We start from the raw sequence: 13,815 nt of genomic DNA, 5'->3' as shown, positions 1-13,815 counted from the left end.
GGCCCGAAACAAATGTAGGAGCGGCCTTGCGTCGCGATGCGCCGCGCGGGCGGCGCTCGATCTCATAGGCGCCGAAAATGCCGAGCCTGGCACCTGCGGCGCTCGATCTCACAGGCGCTGAACCTCCCAAGGCATGCCCTGCGGCGCTCGATCTCACAGGCGCTGAAAATGCCGTGGCAAACACAGGGTCGCCTTTACCCATCTCCCAACCCGAAAATCGCAGCCAAGCCCCATTCCATAAACGCGCCCTTTTTTACATAAGGGGGGTTACCGATTCCGATTCTCATTCGACTTGTAAGTAGAGGCGCCTCAGATGCCATAAAAACTGCCGCAGGGCGAAAGGAATACCATGCTCCCCACAGACACTCGCACCCCCGTCATCCTCATCAACTCCGCCAAAACCGCACTGGCCCGCTCAGTCCATCGCGCACTGTTCAGCATCACCCTGGCGACCCCGCTGGCTGCGGTGATGATTGCCCAGCCCGCCGTCGCCCAGGCCCGCGCCGATGCCGCGTTCGACATCCCGGCCGGCCCGCTGGGCTCGGCGCTTACCCAGTTCGCGGCAGCGGCAGGGGTGACGGTCTCCTTCGAGCCGTCCTACGTCCAATCGCTGAGCTCACCCGGCTTGCATGGCCGCTACAGTGCCGAGGCCGGCCTGCGCCAACTGCTCGTGGGCAGCAAATTGCAGGTGCTGCGCCAGGCCAATGGCAGCTACTCGCTGCTGCCCATGGTCGGCGATGCCGCGACGCTGCAACTGGACAGCACCAGCATTACCGGCACCGCCGTGGAATCGGCCTATGGCCCGGTAAACGGCTATGTCGCCACCCGCAGTGCGACAGGCACCAAGACCGATACACCGATCCTGGAAATACCCCAGGCCATCAACGTGATCACCGCCGACCAGGTGCAGGCCCAGGGCGCGCGCAACCTGACCCAGGCACTGCGCTACACGCCGGGGTTGGCCACGGGCGGCTTCACCGACCGCAACACCATTGCCGACGAAATCACCAGCCGTGGCTTTGCCCCGACCCCGCTGTACCTGGACGGCGCATACGTGCCGTATGCCGGCAGCCTGGGCGGTGCACCGCAGATCGACCCCTACACCCTGGAGCGCATCGAGGTGCTCAAAGGCCCCTCGTCGGTGCTCTATGGGCAAAACCAGCCGGGCGGGCTGATCAACATGGTTTCCAAGCGCCCGACCCGCGAGCAGCGTAGCCAGGTCAAGCTGGGCGCCGGCAGCTACAACCGCGCCAACGGTGCCTTCGACACCAGCGGCCCCTTGGATGAGCAGGGCGAGTTTACCTATCGCCTGGTCGGTGTTGCCAACAAGGGCAACGAACAGGTGGCCCACGCCCATAGCGAACGCCTGCTGCTGGCACCCAGCCTGACCTGGTCGCCGAACGAGGACACCTCCTTCACCGTGCTGGCGCAGGTGCAGCGTGACGACGGCGCTGCCGATTACCAGTCGCTGCCGATGATCGGCTCGCTCAAGCGTGGCCCGACGGGCCAGCACATCGACCGCGACTTCTTCTCGGGCGACTCGCACTACAACGATTACAAGCGCAACCAGTACATCTTCGGCTATGACTTCACTCGCCGCTTCAGCGATGACCTGGCCGTGCGTTCGACGGCGCGTTACACCGATGTGCGGGATCGCTACAAAGGGTTCTACCTGCGTAGCTTCGTCTCGGACGGCGACAGCGTCGATTACACCCGGGCCAACCGGGTCAAGCTCGACTGGCGCCAGCACAATATCGCCTACACCCTCGATAACAACCTGGAATACAGGTTCAACACCGGCGCGCTGCAGCACACCACGCTCGCAGGTGTGGACTACCGCCACTTCTCGCGCAAATACGATGGCTACAACGCCTACAACGTGTTGCCGGTCGACCTGTATGGCAAGAACAACTACGACACCAGCAGCGTGACCCCGGTGCTGGACACCCAATGGGACAACACGGTTCGCCAGACCGGTGTGTACGTGCAGGACCAGATCAAGCTGGACCAGTGGATCCTGACCGTGGGCGGCCGCCAGGACTGGGCCGAAATCGACAACAAGGACCTGCTGGCCAAGAGCATCGCCTCGCAGCGTGACAACAAGTTCACCGGCCGTATCGGCCTGACCTACGTCACCGAATTCGGTCTGGCGCCTTACGTCAGCTATTCGCAGTCGTTCTTGCCGACGCTGGGCACGGACTCCGCTGGCAAGTCGTTTGAACCGACCGAGGGTGAACAGTACGAAGTGGGGGTGAAGTACCAGCCGGCCGAGGGCACATTGCTGACCGCCTCGGTGTTTCAGGTCACGCAGAAGAACGTGCTGACCCAGGACGACGACAACCCCCAGTACCAGGCGCAGGATGGCGAGGTACGTTCGCGCGGCGTTGAACTGGAGCTCAAGTCCACCCTCGACAATATCGATGTGCTGGCCGCTGCAACCTACATCGACTCGTTCTATACCAAGAGCAACTATGGCGACCAAGGTAACCGCAGCGAATCGCAAGCGCCGGTTTCGGCCTCGCTGTGGGTGGATTACCACTTCACCCAGGCCATGCTCAATGGCCTGACATTCGGCGCAGGCGCACGCTATACCGGCCGCAAACCGGGTGACTCGTCCAACTCGTTCGACGTACCGGCGTATGCGGTATACGACGCCACCGTCAGCTACGACATGGGCAAACTCGACCCAAGCCTTCGCGGTCTGCAGGCCAGCGTGAACGTGCAGAACATCTTCGACCGCGAATACGTGTCGGACTGCAACTATGCGTTCGGTTGCTACTACGGCCAGGAGCGCGTGGCCTCGGTGGAGATGACCTACGATTGGTGACCGGCGCGATTTCAGGAGAGGAATTTGACAAAGATGAGCTCTGGATCACCGTCATCCAGGTTGTCGATCTGCCCACTCCTGATGAAACCGAGTTGAGCCAGCACACCCTGCATCGGCGCATTTGAAGCATTGGTCGACGTGAACAGCTTGCCACCCCGGCACTGCGACTCCAGTGTGCGCATGATGGCCGCCGCGATACCGCGGCGGCGTGCCGATTCCTTCACCACGACCAGCGCAATGAACGGTTGATCGAAGAAGGTATCGTTGAGCACGCCATACCCTGTCAGCTGGGATGTATCGTGCGCGTCTGCGGCCACCCAGCATTGGCCGTAGGCGACCGCGTCTGCAATGAATGTTTGCCGTTGCCGATCACCCCGAGCGATCGCGTCCAGCGCAAAAAGCGCCTCGACGTCCTCGGGCTGGGCGAGTCGTATGGTTGATCGCAAGTCCATTATTGTTCACCTCTACGCGTGCGTGCGCGATGTAAAAACTGCAGGTTCTTATGAATCAAATACGATGCATATAAGGCAGTTTTCAGAAAAATGCACCGTATACGATGCAGGGCGCATCGTCGGCAGCCTCGATGAGGGTAGAGCGCCCGTGCTATCAACAAACCCCAGCACGGGCGCCACGTTATACTTGGCGCCTTTTGCCCGTGGCCGGAGAGCCCTATGCGCCAGGTTTTGCTTATCGTCGATGTTCAATCCACCTTCAGCCCGCCCGAATGGTTGGTAGACGGTTTGCGGCGGTTGTCGGCGAACATCCCGACCGTCGCCTCGGTCGAACTGCACGATGAGCAGGTCACGCCGTTTCAGCGCCAGCTTGGCTGGCACCCGGCGGCCGAGGACGAGAGCCTGATCGAGGCGGACCAGGTGTTCGTCAAGCATGGCTACGGGCAGACCGTCGAAACCCTCGAGTACATCAAGCAGCTGGGCGTGGAGCGGGTACTGGTGTGTGGCATGCAAACCGAAACCTGCGTGCTTGCCGCTGGCTTCGCCCTGTTCGATGCAGGGCTGGCGCCTACGCTGGTGACCGACATGACGGTAGGGTCATCGCTGGACAGGTCCGGCCAGTTGGGCATCGACCTGTGGAAGCATCACTTTGGCCAAGTGACGACCGCTGCTGAAGTGCTGGCCTCGCTGCACGGGTGAGGGCAAAAGGCGCTAGCGGTGCAATCATTTTGCCATCGTCATTCGTCAATGAGTATCATTGTCGATTGATGGCAACTTTGATACACCTGGATCGAGAAGGATCTCCATGCTGAAAAAGTCTTACCTTGTGGCTGTGCTGCTGCCGGTTGCCATGAATTGGTGCGCCCTGGCGCACGCCTTCACCGACGGCACCGACCACTCCGCGACCCTGGAAAAGGTCGAGCAGACCTTCGTGGTGCAGATGGATGGCAGTAATCGTCTGGACGTCGACAGTGTGCTGTTGATCAACGAGGAGCGCGCGATCAAGGCCAGTGCCCAGCGCCCGGTGAGTTACAACCGGTCGCTGGAAACCCTGGATGTGATCGAGGCGTACACGCAAAAGCCCGATGGGCGCAAGGTGATGGTGGATGCCGCGCACATCAAGGAGCAGCAGGAGCAGGCATCCGCGCAGGCGCCGATGTTTCAGGACAGCGTCAACAAGGTGATCATCTTCCCTGAGGTTGCGGTGGGGGACCGTCTGGTGCTGCGTTATCAGCGCAACCGCTTCACGCCGCTGTTCCCTGGCCAGTACGAAGACATCACCGTGCCGGAATTCCACCCGGTCGGGCAGTTCACGCTCATCTATGACATGCCTGAGGGCATGCCCCTGCAGGCTGATGCGCGCAACTTCAAGGCGTCGCTGCCGGCGGCTGCGCCAGGGCGCAAGGTCTATCGCTGGGATTACGTGCCGGCGGACCGTGCGCGGATCGAGGCGAGTGCGGTGTCCTACCTGGACTACGGGCACTACCTGGCGGTGTCGACATTCACCGATTTCAAAGCGTTCGCCCAGGCCTACCAGGCACGCGCCAAGGTCGAGGTCACGGCACCGATCCGCGAGTTGGCGCAACGCCTCACGGCCCATTTGCCCACCACGCGGGAAAAGGCACTGACGCTCAGTGACTGGGTGCGTGAAAACATCCGTTATGTCGCCGTGTATGTCGGCGCCGGTGGGGTAGTGCCGCACGCGGCGCAAACCGTGCTGGACAACCGTTACGGTGACTGCAAGGACCATGTTGCCCTGCTTGAGGCGCTGCTGACGGCGGCGGGGATCAAAAGCACGCCAGCCCTGATCAACCTGGGCAACGCCTACGTGTTCCCCAAGGTGCCCGCGCTGGGGGTGTTGAACCATGTGATCACCTATGTGCCGAGCCTGGACCTGTACCTGGACTCCACCGACCCGTCGATCGCCGCGGGCTACCTGCCGTTGGCCGTGTTGAACAAGCGGGTGCTGCTGACCGCGACGGGTGAGTTCGGGCGAACCCCGGCCATCCAGCTCAACAAGGTTTCCAGTGACTTGCAGTTCAAGGTCAAGGGCGATGGTGGCGCAGACTTCACCAACGTCGCGACCGTGCAGGGTTGGGCCAGCGAGGTCAGCCGCTATGGTGTGAAATCGATGAAACCGGCGGACCGCGACCTGCTCGTCGAGAAGGTGCTCGGTGCCTATGGGCAGCGTGGCAGCGGTACCTTCGAGGTGCGCCCGAGCAACGCCAATGGCGACTTTGTCAGCACCGTCGATGGGCGCACGGAAAACCTCGTCAACCTGCCAGGGCCTGTGGGCATGGTGGCCTTGAGCAGCCTGGCGGGGGGTATCTCGCAGAACGTCTACAGCTTTGCCATGGAGAAGGAACGCAGCCAGCGCTTCGTGTGCATTTCCAATGACACCGTGGAAAAGTCGCGCTTCGAATTCCCGCCTGAGGTCAGTGTGCTGGCGATCCCCAAACAAGTGCGTCTGCAGGACGCCAACGTTGAGTACAGCGCGCAGTATGCCCAGGAGGGCAATGCCGTAGTGATCGAGCGGCATTTCAAGTTCAGCCGCCCGGATGTGGTCTGCTCACCTGAAGATTTTGCCGCCATGAAGCCGGCCATCGAGGCGATGGTCAGGGACCTGCAGAGCCAGATCATCGTACAGGCCAGCTAGCCCGATCTGGCCGCCCCTGCAGCGCCGCCTCCTGGATCAATACGTAGCCATTGATTCATGAGGGGCGCTGCAGGTGGGGGCTTGCTCAGAAGTCCCAGCGGGTGGTGACCATCAGGTTGCGTGGCTCGCCATAGTAGGTGGTACCGAAGTTGCCAAGCCCGGTCAGGTACACCTTGTCGAACACGTTGTTGGCATTGACCGTGAAGCTCAGGTGCTCGCTGTACTGGTAGCGGGTCATCAGGTCCACCAGGGTGTAACCGCCTTGCTTGATGCGTGTGTAGTCGTTGGCGGCCGGGCTGTAGATGCTGCCGTAGAACCCACTCTGCCAGCGCAGCCCACCGCCGACTGTGATGCGGTCCAATACGCCGGGCAACCGGTAGGTGTTGAACAGCCGCGCCACATGCTCAGGCTTGGTGGTCGCCAGCGGGAAGCCGAACAGGCGGTTGTCGTCAGCGTCGCGCGTACGGGCGTAGGTGTAACCGGCGGTGATGTTCCAGCCCGGGGCCAGTTCGCCTGCCAGTTCCAGTTCGACGCCCTGGGTGGTGGCACCGTCGATGGCGGTGTAGATGCCCTCGTTGGTGACCGGGTTGGTGCCCACCGAAGAGGCGACGTTGTCTTGTTCGATACGGAAGAACGCCAGCGTGGCGTTCAGCCTGCCATCGAAATAGGCGGCTTTGAGGCCTGCCTCATAACCATCGCCTTCCACCGGGTCGAGGGTGGCGCCGCTGACGTCCTTGTAGACTTGCGGCTGGTAGATCGAGGTGTAGCTGGCGTACACCGAGTACGTGTCGTCCAGGTCATAGACCACGCCGGCGTAAGGGGTGACGACGCCGTGCTGCTTGTAGCTGGCGTGGGTGTCATCCAGGGGCGAGGTCGGGTAGTAGTCCTGGTCGTCGTTGTACTTGAAGGTGCTGACCCGGGTGCCGAGGATCACCGAGAGGTTGTCGGTCGGCTTCAGGCGGGTGGCCACGTAAGCGCCGTTCTGGCTCTGGGTGGTGGTGTAATCGCCGTTCTTCGGGAAGTCCTGTTCCGCAACCTTGCCGTTCCAGTCGAAGATCGAGCCCGGTACCTGGGCGAAGGCGCTGCCGTCGTAGGTGTCGCCGGTCAGGCGCGAATGCGAGGTCATGAAGCCTGCGACCAGCTCATTCTGACGGCCGAACAGGGTGAAGGGCCCCGACACACTCAGGTCTGCGGTGTTCTGCACACGATGCCCTTCCCAACGCCCCCAATAGAAGAACATGCCTTCGCCGGTCGTGGCGTCGGGGTTGCCCCCACTGGCTGATGCCAGGCGGGTGTCATGGTCGCTGATCATGTGGTTGAGGCTGAGCTTGACCTTCCAGTCGTTGGCCAGCGCCTGCTCCAGCGAGCCGAAGTAGGTGGTGGACTGGAAGTCGCGGCGGCTCCAGTCGGCCCCCGGGTTGTGCGAGCGCGAGAAGTCGGTGCGGCTGCCGTCGGAGAAGTACGTCGGGTTACCGGTCCAGGACGAGCCGCGCGGGGTGGTGGTCTGGTTGTCGATGCCGAAGGTGAGCAGCGTGTCGGGCGTCAGGTCGGCTTCGAGAATGCCGTAGTAGACGTCCTTCTTCTGTTTGTAGTGATCCAGGTACGACTTGCGGTCCTGGTAGGCGCCGACGAAGCGGCCGCGCACGCTGCCGCTGGCATTGAGCGGGCCGGAAATGTCACCTTCGGTGCGGTAGTTGTCCCAGGAGCCAGCGCTGGCGGTGATCGAGGCCTTGAAGTCGTGGGTAGGCTTCTTGCGGATCAGGTTGACCGTGGCGGAGGGGTCGCCAGAGCCGGTCATCAGCCCGGTTGCGCCCTTGATGACTTCCACGCGGTCGTAGGCGGCCATGTCGACATGGGTCGCACCCTCGTCGTAGACGCCGTCATAGATGGTGTTGACGCCATCGTACTGGTAGTTGGTGATGGCAAAGCCGCGCGCGGAATACTCCATGCGCTCGCTGTCATACGCCTGCACCGAAACCCCGGGGGTGTTGCGCAGCACTTCGCCGATGTCTTGCGAGCCGTGGTCGTCGATGGCCTGGCGGGTTATCACGCTGACAGACTGGGGCGTCTCGCGCAGGGTCAGCGGCAGCTTGGTTGCGGTGGTGGAGCCACCGGTGGTGTAGCTGCCAGTGCCTTCGGTGATGTTGCCCAGGCCTTGGCCGTCGATGCGGCTGGGGGCCAGTTCAACCACGTCACCCTGCTGGGTGGTGAGCAGCAGCGAGTAGCGGCCGTCGCTTTCCTTGACGGCCTGCAAGCCTGTGCCGCTGAGCAGAATCTGCAGGGCCTGGTCGACCGGGTACTGGCCATTCAAGGCCGGCGAGCGTTTACCGCGTGTCCACTGGGTGTCGAACGACAGCACAATGCCGGACTCTGCAGCGAACTGGGTCAATGTTTCGCCCAGGTCCCCTTGCGGCAGGTGGTAGTCATGCGCTTGCGCGGCGCAGGCTGCGCCCGGCCCACCGAGCAAAACAGTCAACAGCAGGCAGGTGCGCAGGTCTGGCGCGCTGAAGGGCCTGAGAGTGAAGCGGCAGGTCATCGTCGAGGTCTCGGAAAGGTAAAGAGGCAGCCACAGCTGGGGTTACCTATGAGTCGGATGAGCCGCGCGAAAGTGATCAGGCATTTTGCGTTTATTTCATGCGGCGGTAATCGTCACCCAGAAACGCGTGCGGCGCTGCACCTGCACCGGCAAGGAGGTAGCCAGTGCCCGCAAGATCTGTTCGGTATCATCGAGCCGGTAGGTGCCGCTGATGCGCAGCCCAGCCACCGACGGCGCGAAGTGCAGCCAACCTGGCCGGTACCGTGAAACCTCGGTGACGAAGGTGTCCAGGCGTTGGTCATTGACGATCAGCAAGCCTCTGCTCCAGGCGTCTGCGGCGTTGGCCAGCGTCTGCACAGCCGAAAAGCCCTTGCCATCGAACTGGCAGCTCTGGCCGCCGTGCACCTCCATGGCCTGGCCCGAGGCGAGCGTCACACGTGCCTGCTGGCCAAACACATCGAGCTTGCTGGCGTCATCGAACAGCCGCACGCAAAAGCGGCTGTGGCCAGCCGCGATGCTGCCGTGCCGGGTCACCACGCTGCAGCGTTGCTGCTCTGGCACCTCGACCATGATCTCGCCCTGGCGCAGCCGCACATACGGCTGTTCGCGGGTGTCATCGATATCAACTGCCGAGTCACTGTTGAGCAGCAGCGTGCTGCCGTTTTTCAGGGTCAGTGAGCGCTGTTCACCCACGCCACTGCGTACATCAGCCAGCAACGGTGAATACTGCATTTCGCGATAGCTACCCAAGCCCAGTGCACTGCCACCCAGCAGCACCAGCCCGGCCTTGACCACGCGGCGGCGGGTGGCGTGGCGGCCATGCGCCGCCAGCGACAGTACACGGCTGGTGGCCGGGGCAGGGGTTGCGCTCATGCGGGTCTGCAAACGTTCGGCCTGCTGCCAGGCCCAGGCATTGGCGGGCGCAGCGTTCAGCCATGACTGCCAGGCGCTATGGTCGCTGGGCTGCACTTCACCGCTGTTTAGCTGGCTGTACCAATGCGCGGCCTGACGCAGGGCTGTGCGCTGCTCGGCACTCAAAGCCATGCTCACTGGCCGTGGGTCAGGCTGTAGATCATGCAGTGTTCCGCCGCTTTGGCAATGTAGCGGCGCACCGTCACTTCAGAGACGCCCAACTGGGCGGCGATGCGTTTGTACGGCATGCCATCGACCTGCGACAGCAAGAATGCCTCCCGCACATTGGCGCCAAGCGCTGCCAGCATCGCATCCAGTTCAAACAACGTTTGCAGCAGCGAAAAGCGTTGTTCGGCCGAGATATCCAAGGCTTCGGGTTGCTCGGCCAGTACCTGCAGCCAGGCCCGCTCCAGGTGCACCCGGCGCAGGTGGTCGATCATCAGGCGACGGGCGATCGTGGCCAGGTAGCCCTTGGGTTCGCGGACCGCTTCGAGCTTGGCCGCCGCATCGGCGGCCGTCATCACGCGAACGAACACGTCCTGGACCAAGTCCGCGGCCAGGTGGGTACAGTTGACCCTAGGTGTCAGCCAGCCGTGCAGCCATTTGCTCTGCGCACGGTAGAGCTGGCTGACCTGGGAATTGAGGGCTACGTCCGGGGTGCTCATCCATGCCGCCTGAAAAGAGTTGCAAATGTTAATGGTTCGCATTTTATGCAAACTGTTTCAGGCTTGGCAATCACCAGCGGGCGGGCATTGCCTTGTTCAAGAGGAAGTCACGCGTTCCAAGGCCTGCGCTGCGCGCGCCTTCCTGCTCACGTGCCAGCGTGTCAGTACGCTGCGCAGCAGGGTGTTCCAGCAGTAGCTCAGCACTACGCCACCGACAAGCGCCAGGGCCACCGCGAACAACGGCTGATCGTAGATGTGGCGCGCCAGCGACTGGAACTGGAAGTGCGTCAGGTAGATGAACAAGGTCGACGACGCGATCATCGCCCCCGCCCTGGCAACCACGCCCGGCACGGGCACAGCGCGGAACCAGATCAAGGCGAGCATCGCCGGCAGGGCAATATCGAAGTAACTGGCAAACGCTTGCCAGCCGATGCCGGCAATGGCCACCAGGTCCAGCTCGGCAATCAGCAGTACCGCCACTGCACTGGCGACGCCTTTGCGCAGCGTCGAGTCGGCGTAGTGAATCGCCATGCCCAGCACCATCACCGCCAGGTAATGCTGGGGCACGCGGTTGAGCAGGGCCGTGGCGTCGAAGACGAAATGGCTGAGCAGCAGATCCGCCACCACCAGCGCGCAGGCGGCCATGGTCAGCCAGCGGAACGGGTTGGCAAGGATCGCCTTGCGCACGCGTTTGAACGACAACACAAGGCCAATGACCAGGATCATCTGCACCAGCACTTCGATGTACCAGTAGGCGAAGATACCGACCTTGTCGGGGGGGAACCAGTTGGAGATCAACAGCAGCGATTGCCAATGTACCTGGTCGAACAGCGCCTGAACCAACGCCGTATAGGCAATGGTCGGCACCGCGATGGCTGCCACCGACTTGACCAGCATACGGGCGTCACCGCGCTCGTCGATGGCCTTGAACTGGAACCTGGCCAGGCTGATGCCAGAGATCAGGAACAGCACCGACGTCTCGCCTACGATCCGCCATTCGGAAAACACCTCCAGGTGGCCAACCACAATCAGGATGATGGCGATCATCCGCAGGAAAACCGGCACCTCCATGACCCGCATCGACCACTTCGAGGCCTTGCTGCGCTGCTCGGCCAGTTCGGCCAGGTCCTGGACCGGGATCATTTCCCAGCGATCCGGCAGGTGGCCGATCAGTTCTTCCAGCACCATCGACGCGCGCACGAACGACAATGAATCGCCGCCGAGCTCCACGAAGCTGAGCCGGGCATCGATGCGCGGGGCCTGCAGGATCTGTGACCAAGCGTCGGTCAGTTTCAGGGCGAGCGGTGACAGGGGCCGCGTGGCCGTGTTGTCGAGGGTGTCGCTGCTGTCGAACGCCGCTGGCAAGGCGCGTTTGTCGACCTTGCCGTTGGGTGTGAGGGGGATGCCGGGCACGAACAGGAACATCGCCGGCACCATGTAGTCGGGCAGCATGCCCGCCATGGCTTGGCGCAGTTCAGCGGTGGCTACGGGTTGCTCGGCAACGCAATAGGCAACCAGCCTGACCGTCGCGTTGTCGTGGTTGGCCAGTACCACGCACTGTTTGATGCACGGATGCTGGCACAGGGCATTTTCGATTTCCGCCAGTTCGATGCGGTGGCCACGAATTTTCACCTGGCTGTCGCCGCGCCCCAGGAAGCTGGCGCTGCCATCGGCCAGGTAAGTGCCGAGGTCGCCAGTGCGGTAGCAGCGGTCGGCCTGGGCGCCGGTGAAGGGGTTGGCCACGAACTTTTCTGCGGTCAGTGCCGGGTCACCCCAATAGCCTAGCGACAGGTAGGGGCTGCGGATCAGGATTTCCCCGACTTCGCCTGCTTCGACCAAGCGGTTGGCTTCATCGATGATCAACAGCTGCGCGCCGTCTATGCCTTTGCCCAAAGGGATGCGGCTGTTGTCGGCGCCCGGGTCGAGTGGGTGGTACGCCATGGCCTGCGGCGTTTCGGTGGTGCCGTAGAAGTTCACACTGCTGGCGTTGGGCGCAATCGCGCACACCTGCTGGTACAGCGTAGGGCTGAGTGCATCGCCGCCCCAGAACAGGTAGCGCAGGCGCTCGAACACTTGCCCGTTCATGCGCGCGCCGGTTTCGATGAGCTTGCCCAGGGGCGGGGTCAGGTGGATGACCGACAGGCCGTGGTGGTGTATCCAGGCGGCCAGGCGCGACGGGTCGGTCAGGGTTGCCTGGGCCGGGCAGACGACCGTTGCGCCGATCGACAACGGCGTGAACACGTCCCGGTAGACCGGGTCGTGGCCCAGGCCCGAGAGCAGGGAAAAACAGTCGCCGCGGGTAAAACCCTGCTGCTGCACATGCCAGTCGATGAAATGCACCAGGGGCGCGTGGTGGGTGATGATACCCTTCGGTTCGCCAGTGCTGCCTGAGGTGAAGATGATATAGGCCGGCTGCGCGGGGCTAACCTCGGGCAGGGGCGACTGCTTGCTGGCGATGTGTTGCAGTGCTTGGTCGGGGCAGGGCGGCACGTTGACGGTGCGGGCAAGGCTTGGCTCGACCTGGGCATCGCCACAGCGCAAGACAAAGGCTGGTTGAAGGGTGTGGATGATCTGCGCAATGCGCGCAGCAGGGTAAGCGGCGTCGGCCACGGTAAAGGTCAGCCCGGCGCGCAAGGCGCCGAGCATGGCATACACCAGCGCGGCACCACGGCTGGCGACGATTACCAGCCGATCGGTGCCATTGGCGCCGTTTTCCAGCAGGTACGTGGCAATGCCCTGGCTGATGCGGTCTAGCTGGCCGTAGCTGCAGGTGGCGTCGTGGGCGATGATGGCGGTGGCATCGGGCGAGTGCTTTGCTTGCTCCACAAAGGCGTGAAAGATCGGGCGCTCGGCGCGATATTCCAGGTTCTGCGTCGGGTTCGGGCGCATATCCGGCATGTTGGGTGTTTGCTCCGCATCAACGGCAGGGGGTTGGCTGGATAGCACAACGCTAGTGCAGGCTGGCGTTTGGCGCCAATGCCCCTGCGGTGATTGTGTTGAGGCGGAATTTTGGGGCCGCTTCGCAGCCCCAGATCCTCAGGCAACATCCACCAGCACGATCTCGCTGTCTTCGATGGCCGTAACCCGCAACACTGCTTCTTGCTCGATGGCCAGCCCATCACGTGCCTTGACGCGCACTCCGTTGACCTCCACCACCCCCTTGGCCGGCACCAGATAACCACGGCGCCCGGCATCAAAGCGGTACTCGGCGCTTTCCCCCGCCTGCAACGTCGCAGCCACCAACCGTGCATCGGTACGAATCTGCAAACTGTCTTCGTCACCTGCACGCCCACTGGCCAGGGTCACGAAGCCTTCGCCACGTTCTCCTTTAGGGAAGGGCCGGCTGCCCCAGGTCGGCGCATCGCCCACCCGCTCAGGCACCACCCAGATCTGGAAGATGCGCGTATCGACGTCCTCCAGGTTGTACTCGCTATGGACGATGCCGGAGCCTGCACTCATTACCTGCACATCACCCGCTTCGGTACGGCCTTTGTTACCCAGGCTGTCCTGGTGGGTGATCGCGCCTTCACGGACATAGGTGATGATTTCCATGTCCCGGTGCGGGTGCGACGGGAAACCGCTGCCAGCCGCAATCAGGTCGTCGTTCCAGACTCGCAGGTTGCCCCAGTGCATACGGGCGGGGTCGTAGTACTCGGCAAACGAGAAATGGTGATGGGCATCGAGCCAGCCGTGGTTGGCGTGGCCGAGGCTTTCGAAGGGTCGCAGTTGCAGCATGGTCGTGCTCCTTGAATGGGTGGAATGGGGCC

Annotated in this window: 9 protein-coding genes; 3 read left to right on the top strand and 6 right to left on the bottom strand. The window is 62.7% G+C overall.

Translation table 11 applies throughout. The features are described 5' to 3' along the window. The first annotated feature begins 349 nt into the window (after positions 1-349). Entirely contained in the window at positions 350-2,827 is a 2,478-nt protein-coding gene (locus HU770_RS24720; protein WP_186666089.1) for a TonB-dependent siderophore receptor, read from the top strand. A gap of 11 nt (positions 2,828-2,838) precedes the next feature. Here HU770_RS24720 and HU770_RS24715 read toward each other — a convergent pair whose 3' ends face one another. Next, positions 2,839-3,279, bottom strand: coding sequence for a GNAT family N-acetyltransferase (locus HU770_RS24715; RefSeq protein WP_186659974.1), 441 nt, complete (start codon positions 3,277-3,279; stop codon positions 2,839-2,841). A gap of 219 nt (positions 3,280-3,498) precedes the next feature. Here HU770_RS24715 and HU770_RS24710 point away from each other — a divergent pair, with 219 nt between their 5' ends. Next, positions 3,499-3,978, top strand: a complete 480-nt coding sequence (locus HU770_RS24710; protein WP_186659976.1) for an isochorismatase family protein — start codon at positions 3,499-3,501, stop codon at positions 3,976-3,978. 106 nt (positions 3,979-4,084) lie between these two features. Beyond that, positions 4,085-5,935, top strand: coding sequence for a DUF3857 domain-containing transglutaminase family protein (locus HU770_RS24705; RefSeq protein ID WP_186666087.1), 1,851 nt, complete (start codon positions 4,085-4,087; stop codon positions 5,933-5,935). Positions 5,936-6,020: 85 nt separating this feature from the next. On the opposite strand, the gene HU770_RS24700 is transcribed toward HU770_RS24705, so the two are convergent. The 5 genes from HU770_RS24700 to HU770_RS24680 all read right to left on the bottom strand — a co-directional run bounded on the left by HU770_RS24700 (position 6,021) and on the right by HU770_RS24680 (position 13,783). Beyond that, the gene (locus HU770_RS24700; RefSeq protein WP_186666085.1) at positions 6,021-8,471 is read right to left on the bottom strand and encodes a TonB-dependent receptor; all 2,451 of its coding nucleotides are present in this window, start codon (positions 8,469-8,471) and stop codon (positions 6,021-6,023) included. Between the two features lie 96 nt (positions 8,472-8,567). Next, positions 8,568-9,515, bottom strand: coding sequence for a FecR domain-containing protein (locus HU770_RS24695; protein ID WP_186666083.1), 948 nt, complete (start codon positions 9,513-9,515; stop codon positions 8,568-8,570). 2 nt (positions 9,516-9,517) lie between these two features. Further along, positions 9,518-10,048 (bottom strand): sigma-70 family RNA polymerase sigma factor, encoded by a 531-nt coding sequence (locus tag HU770_RS24690; RefSeq protein ID WP_186659984.1) that lies wholly within the window; start codon positions 10,046-10,048, stop codon positions 9,518-9,520. A 96-nt stretch (positions 10,049-10,144) separates the two neighbouring features. Continuing rightward, on the bottom strand, positions 10,145-12,946 hold the full coding sequence (locus tag HU770_RS24685) for an amino acid adenylation domain-containing protein (protein ID WP_186666081.1): 2,802 nt from the start codon (positions 12,944-12,946) through the stop codon (positions 10,145-10,147). Positions 12,947-13,084: 138 nt separating this feature from the next. Next, positions 13,085-13,783 (bottom strand): pirin family protein, encoded by a 699-nt coding sequence (locus tag HU770_RS24680; protein ID WP_033697268.1) that lies wholly within the window; start codon positions 13,781-13,783, stop codon positions 13,085-13,087. Between the last annotated feature and the right edge of the window lie 32 nt (positions 13,784-13,815).

It is taken from the genome of Pseudomonas sp. SWRI68 (assembly GCF_014269165.1).
GTDB classification, from domain to species: Bacteria; Pseudomonadota; Gammaproteobacteria; order Pseudomonadales; family Pseudomonadaceae; genus Aquipseudomonas; species Aquipseudomonas capeferrum.
The sequence above is the reverse complement of the archived record's forward strand: the minus strand, read 5'-3'. Positions and strand labels throughout refer to the sequence as shown.

Bases quoted from the DNA above. Each gene is read 5' to 3' on its own strand.
- HU770_RS24720 (WP_186666089.1), top strand. From the start codon at position 350: ATGCTCCCCACAGACACTCGCACCCCCGTCATCCTCATCAACTCCGCC.
- HU770_RS24715 (WP_186659974.1), bottom strand. From the start codon at position 3,279: ATGGACTTGCGATCAACCATACGACTCGCCCAGCCCGAGGACGTCGAG.
- HU770_RS24710 (WP_186659976.1), top strand. From the start codon at position 3,499: ATGCGCCAGGTTTTGCTTATCGTCGATGTTCAATCCACCTTCAGCCCG.
- HU770_RS24705 (WP_186666087.1), top strand. From the start codon at position 4,085: ATGCTGAAAAAGTCTTACCTTGTGGCTGTGCTGCTGCCGGTTGCCATG.
- HU770_RS24700 (WP_186666085.1), bottom strand. From the start codon at position 8,471: ATGACCTGCCGCTTCACTCTCAGGCCCTTCAGCGCGCCAGACCTGCGC.
- HU770_RS24695 (WP_186666083.1), bottom strand. From the start codon at position 9,515: ATGGCTTTGAGTGCCGAGCAGCGCACAGCCCTGCGTCAGGCCGCGCAT.
- HU770_RS24690 (WP_186659984.1), bottom strand. From the start codon at position 10,048: ATGAGCACCCCGGACGTAGCCCTCAATTCCCAGGTCAGCCAGCTCTAC.
- HU770_RS24685 (WP_186666081.1), bottom strand. From the start codon at position 12,946: ATGCCGGATATGCGCCCGAACCCGACGCAGAACCTGGAATATCGCGCC.
- HU770_RS24680 (WP_033697268.1), bottom strand. From the start codon at position 13,783: ATGCTGCAACTGCGACCCTTCGAAAGCCTCGGCCACGCCAACCACGGC.